We start from the raw sequence: 24,550 nt of genomic DNA, 5'->3' as shown, positions 1-24,550 counted from the left end.
GGGTTTTGTCATGGCGGCGCATGCCGCCTCCATAGGCGCATCAGCCCTTGAACAGGTCCTGGTACTGGTCGCGCAGCAGGTTCTTTTGCACCTTGCCCATGGTGTTGCGTGGCAGCTCGCCCACGACAAAGCAGCGCTTGGGAATCTTGAAATTGGCCAGCTGCTTTTTCAAGGTCGCAATGATGCCGTCGGCATCGAGCGGTTGGCCCGCCTTGGCAATGACCACCGCCACACCCACTTCGCCAAAATCGGGGTGCGGCACGCCGACCAGCGCGCTTTCCGCGACGCCCGGCAGTTCGTTGATGAAGCCCTCGATCTCGGCCGGGTAGACGTTGTAGCCGCCGGAGATGATCAGGTCCTTGCTGCGGCCGACGATGGTCACATAGCCGCGCGCATCGATCTTGCCTACGTCGCCGGTCTTGAACCAGCCGTCGGCAGTGAACTCCTGCGCGGTCTTCTCGGGCATGCGCCAGTAGCCGCTGAACACATTGGGGCCTTGCACCTGGATATGGCCGATCTCGTCGGCGCCCAGCGCCTGGCCGTCATCGCCCTGCACCCGCACGCCCACACCCGGCAGCGCAAAGCCCACCGTGCCGCCCCGGCGCTCGTCCTGGCCGCCATGGCGGGCATCGGCCTGGTAGGGGTTGGAGACCAGCATGATGGTCTCGCTCATGCCATAGCGCTCCAGGATGGTGTGGCCGGTGCGGGTCTGCCAGTCGCGGAAGGTCTCGATCAGCAACGGCGCCGAGCCGGAGATGAACAGACGCATGTGCTGGGCCGCTGCCTTGGTCAGGCCCGGCTCGGCCAGCAGGCGCACATACAAGGTCGGCACGCCCATGAAGACCGTCGCCCGCGCCATCGCGGCAATCACCGCCTTGGGCTCGAACTTGGCAAACCAGATCATCTTGCTGCCATTGAGCAAGGCCGCATGGATCGCGACAAACAGGCCATGCACATGGAAGATCGGCAGCGCATGGATCAGCACATCGCCCTTTTTCCAGCCCCAGTAGTCCTTGAGCATGACGGCATTGCTCAGCAGGTTGCCGTGGCTGAGCATCGCACCCTTGCTGCGCCCAGTGGTGCCACTGGTGTAGAGGATGGCGGCCATGTCGTCGGCAGATTTCTGCGCAGGCGTGTGTGCATCGGCGCAGTGCACCGCACGCTCCAGCAAGGTTCCGCTGCGGTCATCGCCCAGGGTGAACACGCTTTGCGTGCCGCACTGGAAGGCGATCTTGGAGACCCAGCCAAAGTTGGCCGGTGAGCAGACCACAACGGCCGGCTCGGCATTGGTGACAAAGTACTCGATCTCGGCGCTTTGGTAGGCGGTGTTGAGCGGTAGAAACACATGGCCGGCACGCAAGGTGGCCAGGTATAGCGCCATCGCTTCGACCGACTTTTCCACCTGCACCGCCACGCGGCTGCCGGAAGGAATATTCAGCGAATCGAGCAGGTTGGCGATGCGCGCGCTCATGCGGTCCAGATCGCGCCAGCTGTAGTTCAGCGGCTCACCGCTGGCCGACGTGGTCTCCACGGCGATGGCATCGAGGTCCTCAGGAAAGGCCGCGCGCAGGGCGCAGAACAGGTTGTCGTTGGTCATGTTTGTCTACTTGGTTGGTGGTTTCCTTGGCGCCTGCGGCCCGGCCGGTGGCCAGCGCAGGCACGGTCAAAACTGGGCTGCTCTTTTGTCGACAAAGGCGGCAATGCCTTCGCGGTGTTCTGCCGAATCGGCATAGGCATAGGGCTGCTGCAGCACCGGGGCCTGGGCATCGCCTTCGGCCAGTGCACGCAGCAGCTGCTTGGTCATGCGGGCAGCCTGGGGCGCCAGGCCGCAGATGCGGGCCACGCTGCGTTCCAGCTGGGCCTGCAGGTCTTGAGCGGGGTGAACCTGGCTCAAAAAGCCCGAGGCCAGCATCTGGTCGGCGCCAAAGAGCGCTGCCTCCAGCAGCATCTGCCGCGTCTTGGCAGGCCCCACCTGGCTCAGCACCAACGCCGCCTCCTTGGGTGCCATCGGAAAGCCCAGTTTGGCAATCGGCGCGCCAAACTGGGCGGTGTCGGCCGCCAGGCGCATGTCGCAGCAGCTGGCCAGCTCCACGCCCGCGCCCATGCAGGCGCCTTCAATGGCAGCGACCAGCGGCACATCGCATTGCAGCATGGCGTTGAGCGCCGGCCAGACCTCGCCTTCGTGGAAGGCGGCCAGGCTCTCTGGGGCAAAGCGAAAGTCGGCGTACTCCGAGATATCGCCACCGGCACAAAAGGCCTCGCCCTCGCCTTGCAGCACGATGCAGCGCAGCCCGGGCTGGCGCTGCAGGTCCTCAAACACGCTGCGCAGCTGGCGCCACATGGCGCGCGACATGGCATTGCGCTTGCCCGCATGGTTCAGCACCACGCGCACGGCCTGCGCGCGGGATGCCTCCTCGCCCGCCACCCACGATTGCACACGAACCTGCCCCGCCATCATCTCGCTCCTCTTGTCATTCAATCTTCGCGCCCGAGGCCTTGACCACCTCGGCCCAGCGCTTGACCTCGTCGGCCACAAAGGCGGCAAACTGCGGCTGCGTCATGCTGCCATATTCCGCACCATTCTTGGCCCAGATGGCCTTGATTTCTTCGGAGGCGCCCATGCGCTTGGCCTCTTCGAACATGCGCGCCTGCAGCTCGGGCGAGGTGCCCTTGATGGCCCAGAGGCCGTACCAGGTGGTCACGTTGTAGTCGGGCAAGCCGACTTCGGCAGCGCAGGGCACATCGGGCAGCGAGGGGTTGCGCTGGCTGCCCGAGACCATCAGGCACTTGATGCGCCCGGCGGCGATATGCGCGGCCGACGAGCCCAGGCCATCGAACAGCATGTCCACATTGCCGGCAATCAGGTCCTGCAGCGCCGGGCCCGCGCCCTTGTAGGGTACATGCAGGATGTCGGTCTGGCTCTGGATCTTGAACAGCTCGCCGGCCAGGTGGTGGCTGGTGCCGGCGCCAGCCGAGGCAAAGCTCATCTTGCCCGGGTTGGCCTTGAGCTGGGCCAGCAGCTGCTGCATATTGGCCGCCGTCACCCGCTTGGGGTTGACCACCAGCACCTGCGGCACCGTCGCCAGCAAGGCCAGCGGCACCAGGTCCTTCTGAATGTCGTAATCAAGCCGGGGATAGACCGAGGGCGCAATCACATGGTGGGTGCCGCCCATAAAGAAATGGTAGCCATCGGAGGGCTGGCGCGCGGCAAAGCTGGCCCCCAGGGTGCCGCCTGCGCCGCCCTTGTTGTCGATCACCAGGGTCTTGCCCGAGATTTTCGAGAACTGCGAGGACAGCGGCCGCGCAAAGGCATCGGTGCCACCCCCTGCAGGAAAGGGCACCACCCAGGTCACCGGCTTGCTCGGCCAGTCGCGCGCAGCGGCCGCACTGGCCCAGCTCCAGGCGGGCAGCGCGCTGCCCGCCATGCCAGCGGCCAGGCCCAGGACAGTTCGTCTTCTGGACGGGGAAGGTGTATTACTCTTGGTCATCTTGTCTCCTAACGGTTATTTTTAAAGATCCACGCACACCCGCCTGCGCGCGCCGACAGCAACGCTCAGGCCCTAGGTGGTCAGCAAAGAATGCCTACCACCCAGGCTGCGGCCCTATGGGGGCCTGCAGCTCTCTCCAGGCCAGCGCAGCGCCCGGGGGCGCGATGCTGGCCTGCCATCCTCAAAAACAGGTTCAGACCTTGGCCAGCGCCTCAATGCCCGATGACACCGGAATCTTTCCCTGGGCGAGCGCATTGCGGTGCTTGTCCAGGCGCTTCAAGTCGTACAGGTAGTTCACCATCAAACCATAGGACTGCTTGATGCCCTTGGCCGAGGTATCGCCCGCCCAGTTCAGGCGCTCGACGCGCGAGCCATTGCCCAGGTGAAAGCGCGCGACCGGGTCCACCGGTTTGTCCTTGACCAGGCTCTTGCCCAGGTAGCGGGCAGCGGCATGCAGCAGCAGCTTGGCGGCCGCATCGCCCGCCTGCCACTGGCCCGGTTGCTCCAGCGCGGCCATCCAGTCGTCCACCGTCGGCTCGGCCTTGTCCAGCGCCTTGCCCAGCTCAGCGCGCAGGCGCTTGTCGGCGCCCTCCCAGACCTCGCCAGCGTTCTTGCCCAGCCAGCTGCGAAAACCGGGTATCGGCGACAAGGTCGCGAACTGGCGCAGCTTGGGAAACTCCTGCAATAACTGCTCGACAACGGTCTTGATCAGCGAATCGCCAAAACTCACGCCGCGCAAACCCGTCTGGGTGTTGCTGATCGAGTAGAAGATCGCCGTGCTGGCCTTGTTCACATCGGCTGCGGCAGCGGCCTCGTCCAGCAGCGGCGCGATGCTGTCCGACATCTTGTCGACCAGGGCCACCTCGACAAAGATCAGCGGTTCGTTGGGCAGGCGCGGGTGGAAAAAGCCGTAGCAGCGGCGGTCGCTGTCGAGGCGGTTTTTCAGGTCCGTCCAGCTGCGGATGTCATGCACCGCTTCGTACTTGATGAGTTTTTCGAGCAGCGACGCGGGCGAATCCCAGCTGAGGCTGCGCAGCTCCAAAAAGGCGATGTCAAACCAGGTCGAGAACAGGTATTCCAGATCGGCGTCCACAGCGACCAGCCATTCCTGGCTCTTGAGCTGGGGCAGCATCTGCGCGCGCAGATCGAGCAAGAAGCGCATGCCCTGCGCGGGCACCGCAAAGCGCTGAAACAGGCGCATGCGCGGGGTCTGCAAGGCCTTGCGCAGGTGGCGCTCGGCAGCGGCCATGCTGGCGGTGCCGATCGCGTCTTCGTAGCGCTGGCGCGCCTGGCCGATCTTGGTCACATCGGGCATGAACTGCTCGCACAGCAGGCGCCAGCAGTCCAGGCGCTGCTCGGGCTGGGCGGCGGCATACCACTGCATCACCGGCTCGGCCAGGCGCCCGCCTTCGGCGTCACTCACCTCGCTGGCACCCACGGCCTGCAGGTCCGCCAGCAGGCGGCGCAACTCGCGCGGCGACAGCGCCTCATTGCCCCGGCGCAAGGTGGCCTTGAGGCGCTCGGTGGTGCTGCGCTCGCCTTCGGCAGCGCTGCTGCTGCCCAACTCGGTAGGAATGCCGACCGAGCGCAGCCAGGCCGCGCTTTTTTGCAGCCAGTTGTTGGCGGCGCTGTCCACCGCGGTAGCGGGCGAAGTTTCGGTAGCGGTGGTCATAAAGCAATCCTTGACAGTGAAAGGGGGGTGGTGCGCAGCAGGGCCTTGCGCTGCTGCAGCAAATGGTTGCGCATGGTCTGCTCGGCGGCATCGGCGTCACCGGTCAGCATCACGGCATAGATATCGAGGTGCTCCTGCAAGCTGGCCTGCAGGCGGCCCGGCGCGCGCAGCTGGTGCAGCCGCGCCAGGCGCAAAATGCGGCGCAGATCGGCAATGGCCTGGGCCAGCCAGCGGTTGTCGGCCAGGGTGATGAAGGCCTCATGGATCTGGTGGTTCATGCGGTAGTAGGCCGCGATATCGCCCGCCTCGGCGTAGTGGGCCAGCTGCTCGTGCATCACATCGAGCACGGCGCGGTCGGCGCTGCTGAGTTTCTTGGTGGCCTCGTACGCGGCGCGCCCTTCCAAGAGCGCAATGACCGGAAAGATATCGTCCAGATCGCGCTCGGTCACGGTCTCGACAAAGCAGCCACGCCGCGGCTCATGGCGCAGTAACCCTTCGGAGACCAGCAGTTTGAGCGCTTCGCGCAGCGGCGTGCGCGAGACGGAGAGCTGGTCGCACAGCGCCTTTTCATCGAGCAGCTCGCCCGCCGCCAAGGTGCCGGCAAAGATCAGGTCGCGCACCTGGATCGCCACCGTGTCGTGCAAGGACTGTCCGGCAACCGCCATCCGCTCACTCCTTTGGAAAAAGTCGTTCTGCACCGTCCGCGCCAAAATCTCAGGTTGGCTCTGGCATTGACTCTGACTCAGAGGGCCGAATCAACGGTGCAATGCTGTAATTATGAGAAATTACAGCGCATTTTGGCCCCCGTGTTAACACCCGGTTCATACCCCGCGACCACTGTTACCGGTGCAAACGCTTACCCTCCCGCTTTGCGGACACAAAAAAAGCAGGCACCGGTTGCTCCAGACCTGCTTGCGTCATTGGTGGGGGCCACGCCCCCTGCCGCTGCGAACTACGTTGCGTTCTCAGTCCTTGCCGTAAGGGTCAAAGTCAAAGTACTTGTCGGCGATCTGCTTGTAGCGCCCGTCCGCGCGGATGGCGGCAATCGCATCATTGAGTGACTTCTTCAGCTCGGGCTGGCCCTTGCGCATCGCAATGCTGGCGCCTTCGCCAAAGATCTTCTTGTCCACCAAGGTGTCGCTGACAAACTCAAAGTTCTGGCCCTCGGGCTTTTTCAAAAAGCCGTAGGCGATCTCGACGCTGTCGGCGACCGAGCCGTCCAGGCGGCCGGAATTGATGTCCAGGTAGACCGGGTCACGGCCGGGGTAGGACACCACATCGGCGCCTGCGGGCTTGAGGTAGGTCAGCGCCCACTTCTCCTGGATGCTGGCCTTGAGCACGCCAATCTTCTTGCCCTTGAGTGATTCGGGGCCGGTGTACTTGAAGCCTTTGGGCATCACGATGCGCGCACCGGTGTGGTAGTACTTGTTCGTGAAGTCCACAACACGGGCGCGGTCCTCGTTCTTGGCCATCGAGCTGATGATCACGTCGTACTTCTTGGCCTGCAGACCGGGGATCATGCCGTCCCAGACCTGCTCGACAAACACGCACTTGCGCTTGATCTGGGCGCACAGCGCGTTGGCGATGTCGACGTCGAAACCGGCGGGCTGGCCTGTGGGCAGCTTGTAGGTAAAGGGCTCATAGCTCAGGTCCACGGCCACTTTCAGATCGGGCAAGGCCTGCTGCGCAGACACCGCTGCACTGCCCAGCACGCACACACCGGCCACCAGGCCCAGCACCCATTTTTTGGTCATATCGTCCTATCTCCGCTCAGACAAAAAACAAAGCCGCTGTGCCAGAGGAATCCGGCACAGCGGCTGATCAGTATAGCCCTATAAATTCAGGGGATACGCGGTTTAGGCCGTCGTCAACACCGGCTGGTTGCGGCCCCGGCTCCAGAGGTAAATCCCCAGCAGCACCATCGGCAGGCTGAGCCACTGGCCCATGCTCAGGTTCAGCGACAGCAGGCCCAAAAAGTCATCGGGCTCGCGGAAGTACTCGGCAATAAAGCGCAGCAGGCCGTAGCCGATCAGAAAGACGCCAGCGACCTGGCCCTCGCCACGCGGCTTGCGCGAGTACAGCCACATCACCACGAACAGCAGCACGCCTTCGAGCAGGAACTGGTAGATCTGCGAGGGGTGGCGCGGCAGCATCGAGCCGCTTTGCGGAAATACCATGCCCCAGGGCAGATCGGGGCTTGAGAAGCGCCCCCAGAGCTCGCCATTGATGAAGTTGCCCACGCGGCCCGAGGCCAGGCCCAGCGGGATGCAGGGCGCGACAAAGTCGGCCACCTGCAGCCAGGGCCGGCCCTTGAGCTTGGCATACAGCACCATGGACACGATCACGCCCACCAGGCCGCCATGAAAGCTCATGCCGCCCTGCCAGACGGCCAAGATCTCCAGCGGGTGGCTGAGGTAGTAAGCGGGTTTGTAGAACAGGCAGTAGCCCAGGCGGCCGCCGACGATGACGCCCAGCACGCCATAGAACAGAATGTCCTCGACATCCTTGCGCTGCCAGCGCGTGGGCGTGGTGACCGAGGCAAAGGGCTGGTCCTTGAGGCGGCGTATGCCCAGGAACAAAAACAGGCCAAAGGCGACCAGATAGGTCAGTCCATACCAATGCACGGCCAGCGGGCCGAGCTTGATGGCAATCGGGTCAAATTGGGGATACATCAGCATGGCAGGCATTGTGCCGCAGTTCACGGCAGGCAGCGCCATCCCCAGTGGGAGCCACAGGACTTACCCGCACCCATGCGCATTCGATTACACAATCGATATCAAGCCATCACCCCAAAATTTACGTCAAATTAACCAAATAACTGCTACAAGACATTCAAAATGACCAAACAATAAACGTGTTTGCAATCAATATGACAGCAATTGCTGCTGGGCGCGCTATACTGCCTGCGGCGGCGGCAGTCCAGCCCCCGCTAGAATCTTCCATCCAGCTTCCATTCCACGCTATGACTTCCACCAGTGTTCCATTGACCGGTAGTATTGTTGCCCTGATCACCCCCCTGCATGCCGATGGCAGCGTGGACTATGCAAGCCTGCGAAAACTGATCGACTGGCATATCGCCGAAGGCACCAACTGCATCGGTGTGGTGGGCACCACGGGCGAGTCGCCCACGGTCACCGTCGAAGAGCACATGGAGATCATCCGCGTCTCCGTCGAGCAGGCCAACAAGCGCGTGCCCATCATGGCCGGCTGTGGCGCCAACTCGACCCACGAAGCCATCACGCTGGCCAAGTACGCCAAGAGCGTGGGCGCCGACAGCCAGCTGCAGGTCGTGCCCTACTACAACAAGCCGACCCAGGAAGGCCAGTTCCAGCACTTCAAGGCGATTGCCGAAGCGGTGGGCGACCTGCCCATCTTCCTCTACAACGTGCCGGGCCGCAGCGTGGCCGACATGCAGCACGACACGGTGCTGCGCCTGGCCGAAGTGCCCGGCATCGTCGGCATCAAGGAAGCGACCGGCAACATCGAGCGCGCCCAGTGGCTGATCAAGGATGCGCCAGCCGGCTTTGGCATCTACTCAGGCGATGACCCCACCGCCGTGGCCCTGATGCTGTGCGGCGGACACGGCAATGTCAGCGTCACCGCCAACGTCGCGCCACGCCTGATGAGCCAGCTATGCCAGGCGGCAATTGCCAAGGATGTTGGTCGGGCTATGGAAATTCAGAATAAACTGCTGCCGCTGCATAAAGCCCTCTTCTTGGAGGCCAACCCCATTCCGGTAAAGTGGGCGGCCAACAAGATGGGCCTGTGTGGCCCGACCCTGCGCCTGCCGATGACCGAGCTTTCCGCCGGTCTGCATGGCACGGTGGAAGCTGCAATGCGCGGAGCCTCCTTGCTCTAAAGCAACACCCGCGCGTTGCCTCTGTTAAGGATTTGAACGTGAATTCCCTCGCAAAACTCAGCGTGCTGAGCCTGTCTGTCACTTTGGCCGCTTGCGGTACCGGCAATATTCTCGAAGGCGACAAGATCGACTACAAGAGCGCCTCCAAGGGGCCAACGCTGGAAGTCCCCCCGGACCTGACCCAGCTGTCCAAGGACTCGCGCTATGTCGTGCCTGGCGGCACGGTCTCGGCTGCGGCCTACCAGGTGCAAAAGGATGCGGCCCCCAAGGGCACGGCCAACACCGCCGCGTCGCAGATTGGCGACGTGCAAATCGAGCGCGATGGCAACCAGCGCTGGCTGGTCATCGACCGCCCCGCCGACAAGGTCTGGGAGCCGGTCAAGGACTTCTGGCAGGAAAGCGGCTTTGCGCTGACCATCGAGCGCCCCGACATCGGCATCATGGAAACCGACTGGGCCGAAAACCGCGCCAAGCTGCCGCAGGATTTCATCCGCCGCTCCATTGGCAAGGTGTTTGACTCGATCTACTCGACCGGCGAGCAGGACAAGTTCCGCACCCGCATCGAGCGCCGCCCCGATGGCAAGACCGAAATCTACGTGAGCCACCGCGGCATGGAAGAGGTCTACTCCAACAAGGAAAAGGACAGCACTATCTGGCAGCCGCGCAAGGCCGATCCAGAGCTGGAAACCGAATTCCTGCGCCGCATCATGGTCAAGCTGGGCGTGAGCGAAGAGCAGTCCAAGGCGATTGCCGCAGCGCCGCTGGCCCCTGTGAGCACCTCCAAGATCGCGACCGCTGCCGATGGCTCGCCCGTGCTGCAGGTCAGCGATCCGTTTGACCGCACCTGGCGCCGTGTGGGCCTGGCGCTGGACCGCACGGGCTTTACCGTTGAGGACCGCGACCGCAGCCAGGGCGTGTACTTTGTGCGCTACATCGACCCGACCGATCTGAACAAGAAGCCCGACGGTTTCTTTGCCAAGATCTTCAACCGCAACCCGGATGCACCGGACCCGATCAAGTACCGCATCCAGGTCAAGAGCGAAGCCAACACCAGCAATGTCACCGTGCTCAACGAGAGCGGCAAGGCCGACACCTCGGCGAACGCCCAGCGCATTCTGAAGGTGCTGGCAGACGACATGAAGTGATGCGCTGCGCGGCCTGACCTGGCCGTGTACCGCAACACCCCCGAAGCCACTGCGCCGACGCAGTGGCTTTTTTCATGGGCGCGGGCTATGGAATGGACTGTGGGCAGCCAAGGACATTGACTTCAGAGCCATGCCAGCGGCTGCTCGCAATGCACCCCGCGCGCGCCAATAAAAAAGCCCGTGCAAAGCACGGGCTCGTTCAGGCAAGTCTGCAGCGCAGGCCCGGCATCCACCAGGCCAGCGGCTCAGCGCTTACTTGCTCACCGATTCCTTGGCAGCGGTAGCGGCGTTGGCAGCAGCGTCAGCAGCCGACTTGGCAGCGTCAGCGGCAGCAGCGCCTGCGTCCTTGGCGGCTTCAGCAGCGTTGTGGGCTGCGTCCTTGGTCGCATCGACGGCATTGCCAGCAGCTTCCTTGGTAGCGTCGGCAGCCTTCGAAGCAGCAGCGCTGGCATCGGCAGCAGCGTCCTTGGCAGCGTCAGCTGCAGCGTTGGCGGCATCCTTGGCAGCTTCAACAGCAGGTGCCGGTGCAGGTGCAGGCGCTTCCACGGGCGCAGGTGCTGGTGCGGGCACAGCAGCTTCTTCCTTCTTGCCGCAAGCAGCCAGAGCAACAGCAGCCATCAACGATGCGATAACAAGGGATTTCTTCATTTGGATATTCCTAACGACGGTGGATTTTTGTGGAACGGGCCAGGGCAAACAGAACGCCCGGGCCAAGAGTGCGTAGCACAAAGTAATTAACGCCTGAGCGTCTGAAATGAATTATAGGGATTACCCGGTCTGGCTGACTATGCCAGGCGTATGTCTTTCGTTGCCGCGCAGCAACGAAAGACACGCTTGTCAACAATGGCCTACAAACCCAGCACCGTCGCGGCAAAGTCCGGCGTGCTGGCCGAGCGGATCCACTCCTGCAGGCGCTCGCCCAAGGGCACGATGGCGCTGCGCTCGGCACTGGCCACGCCCACGCAGCGCGCCGCATCGAGGCGCTGCACGGCCCACTGGGGCGACCACAGCGCGCTGGGGACCTGCGCCTCGTCGCGGCTGAGCAGCCTGCGGCACTGCAGGCGGTGGTCCCAGGTCCTGCGCCATTGCACCCAGCGCGGGTGGCGCTGCACCAGGCGGTCAAAGCGGTGGGCCAGCACCGTCATCTGCCCGCCCTGGCGCGCCCATTGGTGCAGCAACTCCACCGCATCGGCGCTGCCCCAGTGCCAGTCGGCAAAATCCGTGTCAGCGACGATGACCTGGCGCCAGCCCTGCACCGCGGCCTGCTGCAGAAAATGCAGCACCTGCGCATCGAACGCAGCCCGGCCCTCAAAACGGCCACTCAGGCCGCCTGCAGGCTGCGATGCTGCGGGGGCTGGGCTGGCGCTGGCCATCACTGCGGCACCGCGTGGGCCCAGCCGTCCTCGCACCACTGCGACAGCAGCTGCAAGGCATCGTCGCTGGCGCCGCTGATGTCGCGCCGGTCCAGGTGGCGGCCATCGGCCAGCTTCTTCATCAGGCTGAAGTCACGGCCTGCGGCGCGGTAGCTCTCGCCATTGATGAAGACATGGTGCTCGTCGTACACCATGCGGGTCTTGCGGTCCAGCGCCACGGCTTCGAGCATGGCGGGCGAGTCCTCGGGCTCGAACCAGACATTGGCCTTGGGCTCGGTCAGCGCCTCGCCCAGCGCACGGGCCAGCGCCAGCGGCTCGGCCAGGCGCTTTTCGATCGCCGCGCGGGCAAAGTCCAGCATCGCAGGCGGTATCGCTCCGGGCGCCTGCACCGCCGTCTGCTTGGGGTCCTGGTAGATTGGCGAGGCGGCCTTGGCGTTGACCTCGTCCATCTCGTCGCTCTCGGACATGCGCATCAGCAGCTCGCCGGCCAGCTCCTGCTGCGCGGGCGAGCGAAAGCCGATCGAGTACGTCATGCACTCGCCTTCGGCCACACCGTCGTGCGCGTAGCGCGGCGGCAGGTAGAGCATGTCGCCGGGCTCAAGCACATACTCCTCTTGCGCTTCGAACTCGGCCAGGATCTTGAGCGGAATGCCGTCCTTCAGCGCCAGGTTCTTTTGCTTGCCGATGCGCCAGCGGCGCTTGCCATGGGCCTGCAGCAGGAACACGTCATAGCTGTCGAAATGCGGGCCCACGCCGCCGCCATCGCTGGCGTAGCTGACCATCAGGTCATCGAGGCGCGCGGCCGGCACAAAGGCAAAACGCTGCAGCAGCGCATGGGCGGCGTCACTGTGCAGATCCAGGCCCTGCAACAGCAAGGTCCACTCCGGCGTCTTGAGCGAGGGGATCGCGCGACGGCTGAAAGGCCCGTGCTTGACCGTCCAGGCGCCCGCCTTGTGCTGGATCAGGCGCGACTCAACACCCTCCTCGCCGGCCAGCGCAAACAGCTCGCTGCGCGGCAGCGGCAACTGCAGGTCCTTCCAGTCGCTGACGGCGCCGCGCACCAGCAGTGGTTTTTTCTGCCAGTAACGGCGCATGAACTGGGCCGGGGAGATGCCCCCCAGCAGAGGCAGTGCTTGTTCGATTTGCATGGCTTTCTCGGTAATCCTCTGGGCGCCCGGGCCCAAACTGCGACAATTGTCCTATGGAAATCATTGATCAATGCGTGGTCGCACTGACCTGGACGCTGAAAGACACTTTGGGCGAGACCCTGGATGTGCTCGACGAGCCCGTGGAATTCCTGGTCGGAGGCCAGGATCTGCTGGCGCGCGTGGAGCAGGCGCTACAAGGCCATACCGTGGGTAGCCGCGTGCAGCTGCACCTGGAGCCCGAAGATGCCTTTGGCGATTACGACGAAGAAAAAGTCTTTCTGGAATCGCGCGCGCTCTTCCCCGCCGATCTGGAAGAAGGCATGACCATCGAAGGCCATGCTCTGCCCCAGGGCACCAACCCCGATGCGCCGCGCGACATGATCTACACCGTCACCGAGCTCTACCCCGAGCATGTGGTGCTGGACGGCAACCATCCGCTGGCCGGCATCGCCATTCGCCTGGACATCCAGGTCGCTGGCGTGCGCGAGGCAACCGAGCAAGAGATTGGCACGGGCACCTGCGGCACCGGCTTTTTCCGCGTGCAACCCCAGGCGCCGGGCAATAACCTGCTGCACTGAGCACGGCGCTGGCGGTATCTGTCACCAGACCGCCAGCAATGCCCCCTTACAAGGCCATCCTCCGCGATGGCCTTTTTATCGAATTCAAATTTCTCTATTGACAGAAATTAATGAAGCCATAGAATTGCAACCATGCAAATGACCGACATCCAACAACAATTTGTGCTGCACTGGGGCGAGATGGGATCGATGTGGGGCGTCAACCGCACGGTCTCGCAAATCCATGCGCTGCTGTTTGTGCTGGGCAAGCCACTCAATGCCGAGCAGCTGAGCGAGACCTTGAATGTGGCGCGCTCCAATGTCAGTAACAGCTTGAAGGAGCTGCAATCGTGGCAGCTGGTGCGGGTGACGCATGTGCTGGGCGACCGGCGCGACTATTTCGAGACCAGCGTCGATGTCTGGGAGCTGTTTCGCACCATCGTGCGGGAGCGCAAGGAGCGCGAGTTCGACCCCACCACCCGCCTGCTGCAGTCCTTGGTCAACAGCCCCGACTTTGCCCGCGAGAGCGCCGATGGCCAGGACCGCATCCTGGCGACCTTGGAGCTGATGCAAAAGCTGGGCGCCTGGAGCGACGAGATGCTGCGCCTCTCGCCCGCCACCCTGGACAAGATCCTGACCCTGGGCGCGACCGTGCAGCGTTTTGTGCGCGGCAGTGCGGCAGCGCAGGAGCCCGAGGCGCTGAGCAAGCCCTGAGACACAGCGGCCGCGCCCGACAGGGCACCGGCCTTTTTTTGACCTATTTATTTCTGTTTTGACAGAAATATTGAAAGGACAGCATATGCCCCGCCGTGACAGTTTTGCCACCCAGTTTCCGCTGACGATCTACTACGACGCCAGCTGCCGCATGTGCAATGCCGAGATGCGCCATCTGATGCTGCGCAACCGCGCGGGCAAGCTCCTCTTTGTCGATGCCAGCACCGCCGATCTGAGCCAGGCCCCGGCCGACAAGGCCGCGCTGATGCAGTCCATCCATGGCATGGGGGCCGACGGCCAGGTCTACACCGGCGTCGATTGCCTGACGCGCGCCTACCTGGGCGTGGGCTGGGACTGGGTGCCCCGGCTGGCCGGGCTGCCGCTGGTGGCCGGTGCACTGGACACGCTCTACCCGCTGCTGGCCCGCAACCGCTACCGCCTGCCGCTGGCCCCGATGGCCTGGGTACTGGAGCAGGGCCTGCAATGCACCGTACGGCGCCAGGCCCGGCAGGCCGCAGCGCGCAGCGAGGCCTGCGCACGCGGCAGCGACGCCTGCGACATCGACCGCCCGCGCTAAACGCGCTGCAACCCCCAACGCCCTTGGCCAATCAGGAGAGACCATGCATACCCCCAATGCTCCCCAACCCACCGTCCTGCTCTGCGGCGGCCAGGGCTTTATCGGCCAGGCGCTGGCGCGCCAGTTGCGCGCCCTGGGCCTGCGGGTTATCGCAGCCAGCAGGCGCTCGCAGCCGCCGCTGCAGTTTGGCAAGATGCAGCAGCCGTCCGATTGGCTGCCCTATCTGCAAGGCGTGGACATGGTCATCAACGCGGTGGGCAGCCTGCGCGACCAGCCCGGGCCCAACGGCGCCCCCTTGCAGGCGCTGCACCAGACCAGCCCGCAAGCGCTGTTCGATGCCTGCGCCCAGGCGGGCGTGCGGCGCGTGATGCAGCTCTCGGCCCTGGGGGTGGAGAGCAACGACACCGATTACGCCCGCACCAAGCGTGCGGCCGATGCCCATTTGCTGGCGCTGACCGCGCAGGGCCAGCTCGAAGGCATCGTCGTGCGGCCCAGCATCGTCATCGGCGCGCAAGGCGCCAGCACCCAGCTGTTCATGCGCCTGGCGCTGCTGCCGGTGCTGGTGCTGCCAGCGGTGATGCAGCAGCGCCTGATGCAGCCGGTCGCCGTTGACGAGTTGGCCGAGGTGATGGTGCGGCTGCTGCAATCACCCACCACCGGCGTTGTGCTGCTGGGCGGGCCCCAGCGCCTCAGCATGGCGCAGATGATTGACAGCCTGCGCCAGCAAGCGGGCCGCAGCAAGGCGCTGCAGCTGCGCCTGCCCGGCTGGGCCACCCAGGCCAGTGCACGCCTGGGCGATGCAGTACCCACCAGCCCCTGGTGCAGTGCCTCCTTGCAACTGGCATCGCTGGACAACTGCTGCGACCCCGCGCCAATGGCGCAGTGGCTGGGGCGTGCGCCCACCGATCCGGCGCAGATGCTGGCCCTGATCCGCAACCCGGCAGCCCACCCATCGCCCGAAAGCCGCGCATGACCACCCCGCCCCGCGCTCAGCCCATGCAGCAGCCCTTGCAGCTATTGCGCCTGAGCTTGGTCGCCGTCTGGCTGTGGACGGCCGCAGCCAGCTGGCTGCAGTGGCAGGGCGACAGCACCGCGCTCTTGGTAGCGGGCGGCATTGCTGATCCTCGCCTGCAAGCCTGGCTGATAGGCGGCGGCGCTGCGCTGGATCTGCTGCTGGGTCTGTGGCTGCTGTGCCGGCCCGGGCGCCGGGCCTATGCCGCATCGTTGGCAGCGATGCTGGCGATGACCCTGGCCGCCACCACCCTGCTGCCCAGCCTGTGGCTGCACCCGCTGGGCCCCTTGTCCAAGAACCTGCCGATTGCCGCTGCGCTGTGGCTGCTGTGGCAAAGCAGCGCCCGCGACGGATGGAGCCGATGATGAACACCTATTTGCTGCTCAAAACGCTGCATATCCTGTCGAGCGTGCTGATGGTCGGCACCGGCTTTGGCTCGGCCTTCTATATGTTCTTTGCCAACCGCAGCGGCAATGTAGCGGCCCAGGCGGTGGTCAGCCGCCTGGTGGTGCGGGCCGACTGGTGGTTCACGACGCCAGCGGTCATCATCCAGCCACTCAGCGGCTGGGCAATGATGGTGATGGCCGGCTGGCCCTGGCACACGCCCTGGCTGCTCTTGTCGATGGCACTGTATGTGCTAGCAGGCCTGTGCTGGTTGCCAGTGGTGGCCATGCAGATCCGCATGGCCCACATGGCCGCCCAGGCCGATGCCCAGGGCCTGCCGCTGCCCGACGCCTACCGGCGCCTGGCCGGGCGCTGGGAGGCGCTGGGCTACCCGGCCTTTGTGGCGATGCTGGGCGTGTACTACCTGATGGTCAACAAACCCACGCTTTGGAACTAGCGTTTTACAAACCCAGCGCGCGCAGATCAATGCGCCCGTCCCGCATCGGCGGGCACCAGTAGTAGGCATTGGTGACCGGGTTGGACATCTGGAACAGGCCGTCGGCAATGCCGTCTTCCTCGCCCGCCATGCGGCGCATCTGCGCCTCAAAGGCCTCAAAGCTGCGGCCAAAACCGGCAAAGATGGCGCCCACGGCGTCGCTGCCATCGGGCTGCACCTTCCACCAGGGCATATTGCGGCGCAGGATAAAGGCTTCGGGCTCGAAGCTCTCCTGCGCGGTGCGCTTGACGTGGGCCGACTCGGGCGCGTCGTCCAGCTCCTCGTTGTCGCTCAGGCGGCGGCCAATCATGTGGTCCTTTTGCAAGGCGCTCATGCGGGCAAAGGCGTCCATGTCATGCAGCCACTGCTGCACGGCAAAGTAGCTGCCGCCATCCAGTCCCGGGCCCATGCCATCGGCAATGGCGGCATGCACGGCGTCATCGTCCTGGGGGTTTTCGGTGCCGTCTTCATAGCCGGTCAGATCGCGCACCGCGTCCTTGCCGTTCCAGCCATGGCGGAAGCAATCGACCACCTTCTCGCGGCTGAAGGCCGGCGCCAGCAGCGCAGCGGCCTCGCGCGACAGACGCAGCACATCGCCCTGGTCATTGCCGCGCAGCCACAGGCACAGCGCATGGGGCGTCAGCGCCAGCGGGCCTTGGGGCCCGTTGATGGCCGGAAAATTGCGCAGGCCCGGCACCTGCACGCCCAGCAGATCGGCCACCGGCTGGCCAATGCAGACGACAGCCTGCTCGCCATCGGCCCATTGCTGCAGGCGCGCCAGCGCGGCGCGCACGGCCGGGGCGTCGCCCGAGAGTTTCCAGAGTTGGTAGCGGCTGGCAGCTGGCAGCGCCAGCAGGATTCCGGGTTGGTTCAAAGCGGTCATCATTTGGGGACGCGCAGCTGTGCCGCTGCGTCTTGGCGGTTGGATGGCAATCGGCTATTGTCGCGCAGCTGTCCTACAAACTCCGCGCTTGTCCGTTTGCATTGCCCAATCACCCCCATAGCTGTTGCGCTTGAGCCGCAGCTTGGCAGAATCTGTGCGATCAATGTCATTGCTGCCACATCGCGCTGCATGCACACTGTGCGCATGTCTCCATCCCGCACCACCGCCGCCCACAGCGCCCAGCCCGGCCACCACGTCATCTGCATTGCCTACCCGCGCGCGATGAGCCTGGACATCACCGGGCCCATGCAGGTGTTTGCCACCGCCAACGATGTGCGCCAGCGCCAGGGCCTGCCTGCCTTCTACCAGTTGGTCTTTGCCGGGCTGGAGGCCGGGCCGGTGACCTTGTCCTGCGGTTTGCAGACCATCGCCACCGAGGGCCTGGGCCAGCTGCGCCCGGGCGCCAACAGCACGGTGCTGGTGCCGGGGGGCGATGGCGTGGTCGATGTGCAGCACCACAGCGGCCTGCGCCAATGGCTGCAGCGCACGGCGCCCCAGGTGCAGCGCCTGGGCTCGGTCTGCTCGGGTGCGTTGATCCTGGCGCGCGCCGGCCTGCTCGATGGCCTGCCTGCCACCACCCACTGGTGCCGCCTGGCCGAGCTCGCGGCGATGGAGCGCCCCATCCAGGTCGATGGCGACCGGCTGCACACCTTTGATGCCAGCGATCCGCAGCAGCGCCATATCTTCACATCGGCGGGGGTGACCTCGGGCATCGACCTGGCGCTGAGCCTCGTCGAGGCCGATCTGGGCCGCAGCATGGCGCTGGCCGTCGCCCGCCACCTGGTGATGTTTGTGCGCCGGCCCGGCGGCCAGGCGCAGTTCAGCCCACTGCTGGCAGCCGAGACCACGCAGGCGCCGCGCCTGGCTGGCCTGCTTGAATGGATTCCCGGCCACCTGGGCGAGCGCCTGGGTGTGGAGCAGCTGGCCGCGCAGGCCTGCCTGCCGCCCCGCACCTTGGCGCGGGTGTTCCAGCAAGAGCTGGGCACCACGCCGGCCCGCTATGTGGAACGGGTGCGGCTGCAGGCCGCCACCACCTTGCTCAGCCAGCGTCAGGCCTCCGTCTCCACCGTGGCGCAGCTGTGCGGCTTTGGCCACCCGGAAAACCTGCGCCGCAGCTTTCACAAGACCTTGGCCGTCAGCCCCCAGGCCTTTGCCGAGCGCTTTGGCGTGGGTTAACCAGCGCCCGCCACTAAGCGGCTGAATCCTCCCGCCCAAACCATGCGATCCGGACAGCCGATGCTGCCCGGCAGCACCCACACGCCCCTTTAGTCCCAAATCACCGCCCATGCTGCTCCAACGCCATCCCCAACTGCTCACCCTCAGCATCGCGCAAGCGCTGTACTGGTCCTGCTCCATCATCGGCATCGCCCTCACTGGCCTCGTGGGCCGGCAGCTGGCGCCCTGGCCGGTGCTGGCCACGGTGCCGCTGACCTTGCTGGTGGCGGGCAATCTGCTGTCGATTGGCCCACTGGCCCGCTGGATGCAGCGGCATGGCCGCGCCCGGGGCCTGCAGGGTGGCGCACTGCTGGGGGTCGCAGCGGGGCTGCTGGCGGCCTGGGCGGTGGTGCAGGCGAGCTTTGGGCTGTTTTGCCTGGCGATGCTGCTGCTGGGCGGCTACCAGGCCTCGGCCGGTTTCTACCGTTTCACCGCGCTGGACGGCATGCCGGCCGAGCACAGCGGCCGTGCCGCAGCCTGGGTGCTGGCAGGGGGCATGGCGGCCGCCCTGCTCGCCCCCAGCCTGGCCATCCACACCGCAGGCGCCCTGGCCACACCGCTGGCCGGCGCCTACCTGGCCATTGCCGTGCTGGCCTTGCTGGCCTGCGCGCTGCTGCAATGCCTGCCGCCCCGCCTGCAGCTGCCGATGCAGGCCAAGACCGCTGGCCAGCCCGCCATCTCGCGGCGCCAGTTGTGGCAGCGCCCTGCGCTGCGTCAGGCCATTGTGCTGAGCGCCTGCGGCCATGGGCTGATGGTGCTGGTGATGAACGCCACCCCGCTGGCCATGCATGGCGCGGGCCACTCGCTGGCCAGTTCCACCCAGGTGATCCAGTGGCATGTGCTGGGAATGTTTGCGCCGTCGCTGTTTGCGGGCCGCGCGGTGGACCGCTTTGGCGCGCGGCGCCTGGCCTGGCTGGGCGCGGCGCTGCTGGCCGCCAGCGCAGGCGTGGCGCTGATCGGTACGGAATTTGTGCCGTTCCTGCTCAGCTCCTTGCTTCTGGGCACCGGCTGGAACCTGATGATCCTCGCCGGCACCAGCTTGCTGAACCAGGCCTGTACGCCCGAGGAGCGCCCCCAGGCCCAGCCGATGATGGAGTGGAGCAACAACGGCAGCGCCGCGCTGATGTCGCTCAGCTGCGGCGTGCTGATCCAGACGCTGGGCTGGCAGGCGGTGAATGTGGCGATGCTGCTGGCCTTGTCCATGCTGGCCTGGCAAGGCGGCCGCTCGGTCTGGGCAGCGCGGGCGCGGGCCTAGATCACCGAATGCTTGAAGCAGGCGTGCGTGCCAGGCGCTCACGCCAGATGCGCTCCACCCAGGGGGCAAATCCGCCGTCCACGGCGGTGAGCAAGGGCAGGCGCGTGGCGGTCAAAGCGTCTGCCAATGCAGGGGACCAACTTGGGCTGCCCCACAGTGCTTGCAAAGAAGCAGCCAGCACCCACTCCTGGCCCCAAAAGTACAGTTGCGTCGCCTGCACATTTGCCTGCATCTGCCGCACTTCGGCCATCGCCTGGGGCTCGGCCAGTTGCAGCCAGATATCGGCATACAGAAAGTCCACCGGCTGCTGCGGCGCCGGGCGCCACTGCAGCGCATCGGCTTGCACAATATGAATCTTGGCGGCGACATCTGCCTGCAAGCCTTCCAGCACCTGCATACGCTGGAACAGCGCGATCACCTCTGGATCACGCTCGACCACGGTGACCCGCTCCACGGACGGGTTCAGCGCTATATTGGCCGTCACCCATCCCATCCCCAGGCCCATGACCACCGTGTGGCCATGCGCATGGCGGCAGGCCAGCTCCTGGCTCTCGATCTCGAAAGGCGACAGCGACATCCACGTATCCCAGCCGCCTTGTGCGTTCTGGCGCAACAGCGCGGTAGAGCCCGCATAGACGCAGCTGCCGCTGTAGTAACCCCTGTCCAGCCCCATGCCGCCGCGCAGCAGCCGCCAGGCGCCCTGCTCGCCCAACTCGTACTGCGGCATATGCCAGGGAGTCTGGAACACCGGCACGCCCAGCGCCTGGGCCAGCACATGGATATCCAGGCCACCGACCACCAAGCCTTCACCTGGCTGGGAGTTGGCGGTCAACGACTGCATGGGCGCTGAGGGCATGAATGGTCCAAAGGGAAAAGGCAGAAACCGCCAGTGTAAAAGCACAAGGCCCGCAGTCATGCGGGCCCTGGAACGGTCAAGTGCGTCTGGCTGGCGCTTACAGATTGCCCACCATGTGCTCGGGCACGACCCACTGGTCAAACTGCTCGGCGGTCACATGGCCGCTGGCCACGGCCGCATCGCGCAGGCTGCTGCCTTCCTTGTGCGCCTTCTTCGCAATATAGGCCGCCTTGTCGTAGCCGATATGGGTGTTCAGGGCGGTCACCAGCATCAGCGAGCGGGTGACCAGCTCGGTGATGCGCTCGCGGTTGGGCTCGATGCCCACGGCGCAGTGGTCGTTGAAGCTTACCATGCCATCGGCCAGCAGGCGCACGCTTTGCAGGAAGTTGTGCGCCACCATGGGGCGGAACACGTTGAGCTCAAAGTTGCCCGAGGCACCGCCCACGTTGATCGCCGCGTCATTGCCAAACACCTGGGCGCAGAGCATGGTCATCGCTTCGCACTGCGTGGGGTTGACCTTGCCCGGCATGATCGACGAGCCCGGCTCGTTCTCGGGGATGGAGATCTCGCCCAGGCCGCTGCGCGGGCCCGATGCCAGCCAGCGCACATCGTTGGCGATCTTCATCAGGCTGGCGGCCAGCGTCTTGAGGGCGCCATGGCCAAACACCAGCGCGTCGCAGGAACCCAGCGATTCGAACTTGTTGGGCGAGGTGATGAAGGGGTAGCCGGTCAGCTTGGCCAGCTCTTGGGCCACACCCTCGGCATAGCCCTTGGGGGCGTTGAGGCCCGTGCCCACAGCCGTGCCGCCCAGCGCCAGTTCATACAAATGGGGCAGCGCCGACTTGATGTGCTTGGCGCCGTGTTCGAGCTGGGCCACCCAGCCGGAGATCTCCTGGCCCAGGGTTAGCGGCGTCGCATCCTGCAAATGGGTGCGGCCGATCTTGACGATGTCGTTGAAGGCCTCGCTCTTGGCCTGCAGGGTGCGGCGCAGCTTTTCCAGCGCGGGCAGCAGCTTGCGCTCGATGGCGGTGACGGCGGCCACATGCATGGCGGTGGGGTAGACGTCGTTGCTGGACTGGCTTTTGTTCACCTCGTCATTGGGGTGCACCAGGCGCGACTCACCGCGCTCGCCGCCCAGCAGCTCGCTGGCGCGGTTGGCCAGCACTTCGTTGACGTTCATATTGGTCTGCGTGCCCGAGCCGGTCTGCCAGACCACCAGCGGGAACTCATCGGGGTGCTGACCGGCAATCACCTCGTCGGCCGCCGCATTGATAGCCTTGGCCTTCTTCTCGTCGAGCAGGCCCAGCGCGTGGTTGACGGTGGCACTGGCCTTTTTCACCTGCGCCAGCGCGTGGATGATCTCGCCGGGCTGCTTCTCGCCGCTGATGTCAAAGTTCTGCAGCGAGCGCTGCGTCTGGGCACCCCAGAGTTTGTCGGCCGGCACATCGATCAGGCCGAAGGTGTCTTTTTCCTGGCGGGTAGCTGTCATGTCTGGATCACTCCTTGTATCTCAACAATTGCAACGCGGCTCGTCTGGCTGGTAAGCATGTGGCTGGTGGGCCGCAGGATTCGTAAATAGGATGCCGCCCGCTTTGCGGCAAAGCGGGCGCGGAATCGCATCCTAACGCAGGCAATGACAGCCGTTCTCATCTGCATCAAGCAGCCATACTGGGCGCATGCTCTTGCACCATCTCGACACCTGAGTCTTCTAGAAGACTTATCGGGCATTTGCCACCACCGGCCTGGCGAAAGGCCGATAATTGCCCCCGTGATACCGAGCGCCAACGGCACCATAGCCTTGCGCAATCCAAAACCCACCCCACAAGCACGATGACCACCTCCATCCGTCAGCAGGACCTGATCGACTCGATCGCGGGCGCCCTGCAGTACATCAGCTACTACCACACACCGGATTTCATCCAGCACCTGGCACGGGCCTATGAGCGCGAGCAAAGCCCGGCGGCCAAGGATGCGATGGCCCAGATCCTGACCAACTCCAAGATGAGCGCCACCGGCCAGCGCCCCATCTGCCAGGACACCGGCATCGTCAACGTGTTCCTGAAGGTGGGCATGGACGTGAAGTGGGAAGACTTCACGATGGGCCTGGAAGACGCGATCAACGAAGGCGTGCGCCGGGGCTACAACCACCCCGACAACACCTTGCGCGCCTCCGTGGTGGCCGATCCCCAGTTCGCCCGCAAGAACACCAAGGACAACACGCCTGCCGTCATCAATGTGCAGATCGTGCCGGGCGACAAGCTGGATGTGACCGTGGCGGCCAAGGGCGGCGGCTCGGAGAACAAGTCCAAGATGATCATGATGAACCCCAGCGACAGCATTGTGGACTGGGTGCTCAAGACCGTGCCGACCATGGGCGCGGGCTGGTGCCCACCGGGCATGCTGGGCATCGGCATTGGCGGCACCGCTGAAAAGGCCGTGCTGCTGGCCAAGGAAAGCCTGATGGAAGACCTCGACATGTACGAGCTGCAGCAAAAAGCTGCCAGCGGTGCCGAGCTCGACCAGGTGGAAAAGCTGCGCCTGGAGCTGTTCGAGAAGGTCAATGCCCTCGGTATTGGCGCCCAGGGCCTGGGCGGCCTCACCACCGTGCTAGACGTCAAGATCAACATGTACCCCACGCACGCGGCCTCCAAGCCCGTGGCGATGATCCCCAACTGCGCCGCCACCCGCCACGCCCATTTCGTGATGGACGGCTCCGGCCCCGTATACCTCGATCCCCCATCGCTGGACACCTGGCCCAAGATCGACTGGGCACCGGACTACAACAAGTCCAAGCGCGTGGACCTGAACACGCTGACCAAGGAAGAAGTGGCCAGCTGGAAGCCGGGCGACACCCTCTTGCTCAACGGCAAGATGCTGACCGGCCGCGACGCTGCGCACAAGCGCATCCAGGACATGCTGGCCAAGGGCGAGCCACTGCCCGTCGACTTCAGCAACCGCGTGATCTACTACGTGGGCCCGGTGGACCCGGTGCGTGACGAAGTCGTCGGCCCCGCCGGCCCGACCACCGCCACCCGCATGGACAAGTTCACCGACATGATGCTGTCGCAGACCGGCCTGATCGCGATGATCGGCAAGTCCGAGCGTGGCCCGGTCGCCATCGAAGCGATCAAGAACCACAAGTCGGCCTACCTGATGGCCGTGGGCGGCGCCGCTTATCTGGTCTCCAAGGCCATCAAGCAGGCCAAGGTGGTCGGTTTTGCCGATCTGGGCATGGAAGCGATCTATGAATTCGACGTGGTCGACATGCCCGTGACCGTGGCCGTGGATGCCGGCGGCACCAGTGCCCATATCACCGGCCCGGCGATCTGGAAGGAAAAGATCGCCACCGGTGAATTCAAGGGCATTGAAGTGGCAGGCGCCTGATCGCCCGGCACCGCTCCCCATAACCGCCTTCGGGCGGTTTTTTGCTGCCCGCTCCCCGCATTCCCAGCCGGTGGGAGCAGTGCCGACATCCTGACCGCCTCGGCCAGGCCCCCAAACCGCCCACTCTACCCATCGCGGCCTTCAAACAATCCTATGGCGGCGCCCCGAGTACGGCGCATGCTGTATGGTGGAGGCTGCACACCGATAAGGAACAAAAAACATGGCCAAGCCGAATTACCAGTATGAAAAGCGCCAGCGTGAGCTGGAAAAGAAGAAGAAAAAGGAAGAAAAAGCCCTGCGCAAGGCCAGCGGGCATGCCTCGGACACACCTGATGGCGCTGATGGCGCTGATGGCGACGCCCCCGAGCAGGAGCCAGCGACCGGCGCGGACAGCAGCGGCGCGCCTGCGCAAGACAAGCCGGCCGACTGAGCGCCGCGCCCTTGGGCGCAACAAAATGGGCCGCCAGCATTG

The 24,550-nt window shown here is 64.9% G+C and carries 24 protein-coding genes and 1 pseudogene; 12 read left to right on the top strand and 13 right to left on the bottom strand.

Annotated elements, in window-relative coordinates:
* Positions 1–40: 40 nt before the first annotated feature.
* The 7 genes from ACPEE1_RS07645 to lgt form a co-directional block, all read right to left on the bottom strand.
* On the bottom strand, positions 41–1,597 hold the full coding sequence (locus tag ACPEE1_RS07645) for a malonate--CoA ligase (RefSeq protein ID WP_116925829.1): 1,557 nt from the start codon (positions 1,595–1,597) through the stop codon (positions 41–43).
* Between the two features lie 66 nt (positions 1,598–1,663).
* Positions 1,664–2,455 (bottom strand): enoyl-CoA hydratase/isomerase family protein, encoded by a 792-nt coding sequence (locus tag ACPEE1_RS07640; protein WP_116925993.1) that lies wholly within the window; start codon positions 2,453–2,455, stop codon positions 1,664–1,666.
* Between the two features lie 16 nt (positions 2,456–2,471).
* Positions 2,472–3,488 (bottom strand): Bug family tripartite tricarboxylate transporter substrate binding protein, encoded by a 1,017-nt coding sequence (locus ACPEE1_RS07635; protein ID WP_116925828.1) that lies wholly within the window; start codon positions 3,486–3,488, stop codon positions 2,472–2,474.
* Between the two features lie 193 nt (positions 3,489–3,681).
* Positions 3,682–5,160: a malonyl-CoA decarboxylase gene (locus tag ACPEE1_RS07630; protein WP_260720032.1), complete on the bottom strand. Its 1,479-nt coding sequence runs from the start codon at positions 5,158–5,160 to the stop codon at positions 3,682–3,684.
* Positions 5,157–5,825 carry a GntR family transcriptional regulator gene (locus ACPEE1_RS07625; protein ID WP_116925826.1) on the bottom strand — a complete coding sequence of 223 codons (669 nt, stop codon included), beginning with the start codon at positions 5,823–5,825 and terminating at the stop codon, positions 5,157–5,159. The genes ACPEE1_RS07630 and ACPEE1_RS07625 overlap by 4 nt, the downstream gene beginning before the upstream one ends.
* 300 nt (positions 5,826–6,125) lie before the next feature.
* Positions 6,126–6,914: a transporter substrate-binding domain-containing protein gene (locus ACPEE1_RS07620; protein WP_182342961.1), complete on the bottom strand. Its 789-nt coding sequence runs from the start codon at positions 6,912–6,914 to the stop codon at positions 6,126–6,128.
* Between the two features lie 102 nt (positions 6,915–7,016).
* Entirely contained in the window at positions 7,017–7,847 is an 831-nt protein-coding gene (gene lgt, locus ACPEE1_RS07615) for a prolipoprotein diacylglyceryl transferase (protein ID WP_116925992.1), read from the bottom strand.
* Between the two features lie 275 nt (positions 7,848–8,122).
* Between lgt and dapA the strand changes: the two genes are divergently transcribed.
* Together dapA and bamC are read left to right on the top strand one after the other, a co-directional pair.
* The gene (gene dapA, locus ACPEE1_RS07610; RefSeq protein ID WP_116925824.1) at positions 8,123–9,019 is read left to right on the top strand and encodes a 4-hydroxy-tetrahydrodipicolinate synthase; all 897 of its coding nucleotides are present in this window, start codon (positions 8,123–8,125) and stop codon (positions 9,017–9,019) included.
* 38 nt (positions 9,020–9,057) lie between these two features.
* Positions 9,058–10,164, top strand: coding sequence for an outer membrane protein assembly factor BamC (gene bamC, locus ACPEE1_RS07605; protein ID WP_116925991.1), 1,107 nt, complete (start codon positions 9,058–9,060; stop codon positions 10,162–10,164).
* A gap of 434 nt (positions 10,165–10,598) precedes the next feature.
* On the opposite strand, the pseudogene ACPEE1_RS07600 reads toward bamC, so the two are convergent.
* The 3 genes and pseudogenes from ACPEE1_RS07600 to ACPEE1_RS07590 all read right to left on the bottom strand — a co-directional run.
* A pseudogene (locus ACPEE1_RS07600) lies at positions 10,599–10,812 on the bottom strand (hypothetical protein); the annotation flags it as partial.
* A gap of 200 nt (positions 10,813–11,012) precedes the next feature.
* On the bottom strand, positions 11,013–11,537 hold the full coding sequence (locus ACPEE1_RS07595; protein ID WP_423935821.1) for a hypothetical protein: 525 nt from the start codon (positions 11,535–11,537) through the stop codon (positions 11,013–11,015).
* Positions 11,537–12,685 carry a cupin domain-containing protein gene (locus ACPEE1_RS07590; RefSeq protein WP_182342965.1) on the bottom strand — a complete coding sequence of 383 codons (1,149 nt, stop codon included), beginning with the start codon at positions 12,683–12,685 and terminating at the stop codon, positions 11,537–11,539. The genes ACPEE1_RS07595 and ACPEE1_RS07590 overlap by 1 nt, the downstream gene beginning before the upstream one ends.
* Positions 12,686–12,738: 53 nt before the next feature.
* On the opposite strand from ACPEE1_RS07590, the gene ACPEE1_RS07585 reads away from it, so the two are divergent.
* The 6 genes from ACPEE1_RS07585 to ACPEE1_RS07560 all read left to right on the top strand — a co-directional run bounded on the left by ACPEE1_RS07585 (position 12,739) and on the right by ACPEE1_RS07560 (position 16,386).
* Positions 12,739–13,263, top strand: a complete 525-nt coding sequence (locus tag ACPEE1_RS07585; RefSeq protein WP_423935818.1) for an FKBP-type peptidyl-prolyl cis-trans isomerase — start codon at positions 12,739–12,741, stop codon at positions 13,261–13,263.
* Positions 13,264–13,395: 132 nt separating this feature from the next.
* Complete coding sequence (locus ACPEE1_RS07580) at positions 13,396–13,956, top strand: GbsR/MarR family transcriptional regulator (protein WP_423935816.1); 561 nt, start codon at positions 13,396–13,398, stop codon at positions 13,954–13,956.
* An 85-nt stretch (positions 13,957–14,041) separates the two neighbouring features.
* A complete protein-coding gene (locus tag ACPEE1_RS07575) occupies positions 14,042–14,533 on the top strand; it encodes a thiol-disulfide oxidoreductase DCC family protein (RefSeq protein WP_423935814.1) in 492 nt (163 codons plus the stop codon).
* A 43-nt stretch (positions 14,534–14,576) separates the two neighbouring features.
* A complete protein-coding gene (locus tag ACPEE1_RS07570; protein ID WP_423935812.1) occupies positions 14,577–15,506 on the top strand; it encodes an NAD-dependent epimerase/dehydratase family protein in 930 nt (309 codons plus the stop codon).
* The gene (locus ACPEE1_RS07565; RefSeq protein ID WP_423935810.1) at positions 15,503–15,910 is read left to right on the top strand and encodes a DoxX-like family protein; all 408 of its coding nucleotides are present in this window, start codon (positions 15,503–15,505) and stop codon (positions 15,908–15,910) included. Before ACPEE1_RS07570 ends, ACPEE1_RS07565 begins: the two co-directional genes overlap by 4 nt.
* Complete coding sequence (locus tag ACPEE1_RS07560; protein ID WP_423935808.1) at positions 15,910–16,386, top strand: DUF2269 family protein; 477 nt, start codon at positions 15,910–15,912, stop codon at positions 16,384–16,386. Before ACPEE1_RS07565 ends, ACPEE1_RS07560 begins: the two co-directional genes overlap by 1 nt.
* A gap of 4 nt (positions 16,387–16,390) precedes the next feature.
* Here the strand turns inward: ACPEE1_RS07560 and ACPEE1_RS07555 are convergent, their stop codons facing one another.
* The gene (locus ACPEE1_RS07555; RefSeq protein ID WP_423935806.1) at positions 16,391–17,308 is read right to left on the bottom strand and encodes a Dyp-type peroxidase; all 918 of its coding nucleotides are present in this window, start codon (positions 17,306–17,308) and stop codon (positions 16,391–16,393) included.
* A gap of 204 nt (positions 17,309–17,512) precedes the next feature.
* Here ACPEE1_RS07555 and ACPEE1_RS07550 point away from each other — a divergent pair, with 204 nt between their 5' ends.
* Together ACPEE1_RS07550 and ACPEE1_RS07545 are read left to right on the top strand one after the other, a co-directional pair.
* Positions 17,513–18,544, top strand: a complete 1,032-nt coding sequence (locus tag ACPEE1_RS07550) for a GlxA family transcriptional regulator (protein WP_116925988.1) — start codon at positions 17,513–17,515, stop codon at positions 18,542–18,544.
* Positions 18,545–18,653: 109 nt separating this feature from the next.
* Positions 18,654–19,838 carry an MFS transporter gene (locus ACPEE1_RS07545; RefSeq protein WP_423935804.1) on the top strand — a complete coding sequence of 395 codons (1,185 nt, stop codon included), beginning with the start codon at positions 18,654–18,656 and terminating at the stop codon, positions 19,836–19,838.
* Between the two features lies 1 nt (position 19,839).
* Here ACPEE1_RS07545 and ACPEE1_RS07540 read toward each other — a convergent pair whose 3' ends face one another.
* Complete coding sequence (locus ACPEE1_RS07540; protein ID WP_423935802.1) at positions 19,840–20,694, bottom strand: hypothetical protein; 855 nt, start codon at positions 20,692–20,694, stop codon at positions 19,840–19,842.
* 97 nt (positions 20,695–20,791) lie between these two features.
* Positions 20,792–22,183, bottom strand: a complete 1,392-nt coding sequence (gene fumC, locus ACPEE1_RS07535) for a class II fumarate hydratase (protein WP_423935800.1) — start codon at positions 22,181–22,183, stop codon at positions 20,792–20,794.
* Positions 22,184–22,524: 341 nt separating this feature from the next.
* Here fumC and ACPEE1_RS07530 point away from each other — a divergent pair, with 341 nt between their 5' ends.
* On the top strand, positions 22,525–24,078 hold the full coding sequence (locus ACPEE1_RS07530) for a fumarate hydratase (RefSeq protein ID WP_021024731.1): 1,554 nt from the start codon (positions 22,525–22,527) through the stop codon (positions 24,076–24,078).
* 220 nt (positions 24,079–24,298) lie between these two features.
* A complete protein-coding gene (locus ACPEE1_RS07525) occupies positions 24,299–24,508 on the top strand; it encodes a hypothetical protein (protein WP_423935798.1) in 210 nt (69 codons plus the stop codon).
* Positions 24,509–24,550 lie beyond the last annotated feature (42 nt).

This window comes from Comamonas sp. 23, from assembly GCF_049601575.1.
Taxonomy (GTDB): domain Bacteria; phylum Pseudomonadota; class Gammaproteobacteria; order Burkholderiales; family Burkholderiaceae_C; genus Comamonas; species Comamonas squillarum.
Note: the sequence above shows the minus strand (reverse complement) of the source record. Positions and strands in the feature narration are given on the sequence as shown.

Coding starts and splice junctions, on each gene's coding strand:
- ACPEE1_RS07560 (WP_423935808.1), top strand. CDS start 15,910: ATGAACACCTATTTGCTGCTCAAAACGCTGCATATCCTGTCGAGCGTG.
- ACPEE1_RS07575 (WP_423935814.1), top strand. CDS start 14,042: ATGCCCCGCCGTGACAGTTTTGCCACCCAGTTTCCGCTGACGATCTAC.
- fumC (WP_423935800.1), bottom strand. CDS start 22,183: ATGACAGCTACCCGCCAGGAAAAAGACACCTTCGGCCTGATCGATGTG.
- ACPEE1_RS07595 (WP_423935821.1), bottom strand. CDS start 11,537: ATGGCCAGCGCCAGCCCAGCCCCCGCAGCATCGCAGCCTGCAGGCGGC.
- ACPEE1_RS07565 (WP_423935810.1), top strand. CDS start 15,503: ATGACCACCCCGCCCCGCGCTCAGCCCATGCAGCAGCCCTTGCAGCTA.
- ACPEE1_RS07620 (WP_182342961.1), bottom strand. CDS start 6,914: ATGACCAAAAAATGGGTGCTGGGCCTGGTGGCCGGTGTGTGCGTGCTG.
- ACPEE1_RS07545 (WP_423935804.1), top strand. CDS start 18,654: ATGCTGCTCCAACGCCATCCCCAACTGCTCACCCTCAGCATCGCGCAA.
- ACPEE1_RS07625 (WP_116925826.1), bottom strand. CDS start 5,825: ATGGCGGTTGCCGGACAGTCCTTGCACGACACGGTGGCGATCCAGGTG.
- ACPEE1_RS07640 (WP_116925993.1), bottom strand. CDS start 2,455: ATGGCGGGGCAGGTTCGTGTGCAATCGTGGGTGGCGGGCGAGGAGGCA.
- ACPEE1_RS07590 (WP_182342965.1), bottom strand. CDS start 12,685: ATGCAAATCGAACAAGCACTGCCTCTGCTGGGGGGCATCTCCCCGGCC.
- dapA (WP_116925824.1), top strand. CDS start 8,123: ATGACTTCCACCAGTGTTCCATTGACCGGTAGTATTGTTGCCCTGATC.
- ACPEE1_RS07585 (WP_423935818.1), top strand. CDS start 12,739: ATGGAAATCATTGATCAATGCGTGGTCGCACTGACCTGGACGCTGAAA.
- ACPEE1_RS07570 (WP_423935812.1), top strand. CDS start 14,577: ATGCATACCCCCAATGCTCCCCAACCCACCGTCCTGCTCTGCGGCGGC.
- ACPEE1_RS07550 (WP_116925988.1), top strand. CDS start 17,513: ATGTCTCCATCCCGCACCACCGCCGCCCACAGCGCCCAGCCCGGCCAC.
- ACPEE1_RS07630 (WP_260720032.1), bottom strand. CDS start 5,160: ATGACCACCGCTACCGAAACTTCGCCCGCTACCGCGGTGGACAGCGCC.
- ACPEE1_RS07645 (WP_116925829.1), bottom strand. CDS start 1,597: ATGACCAACGACAACCTGTTCTGCGCCCTGCGCGCGGCCTTTCCTGAG.
- ACPEE1_RS07635 (WP_116925828.1), bottom strand. CDS start 3,488: ATGACCAAGAGTAATACACCTTCCCCGTCCAGAAGACGAACTGTCCTG.
- ACPEE1_RS07525 (WP_423935798.1), top strand. CDS start 24,299: ATGGCCAAGCCGAATTACCAGTATGAAAAGCGCCAGCGTGAGCTGGAA.
- ACPEE1_RS07580 (WP_423935816.1), top strand. CDS start 13,396: ATGCAAATGACCGACATCCAACAACAATTTGTGCTGCACTGGGGCGAG.
- ACPEE1_RS07530 (WP_021024731.1), top strand. CDS start 22,525: ATGACCACCTCCATCCGTCAGCAGGACCTGATCGACTCGATCGCGGGC.
- ACPEE1_RS07540 (WP_423935802.1), bottom strand. CDS start 20,694: ATGCCCTCAGCGCCCATGCAGTCGTTGACCGCCAACTCCCAGCCAGGT.
- lgt (WP_116925992.1), bottom strand. CDS start 7,847: ATGCCTGCCATGCTGATGTATCCCCAATTTGACCCGATTGCCATCAAG.
- ACPEE1_RS07555 (WP_423935806.1), bottom strand. CDS start 17,308: ATGACCGCTTTGAACCAACCCGGAATCCTGCTGGCGCTGCCAGCTGCC.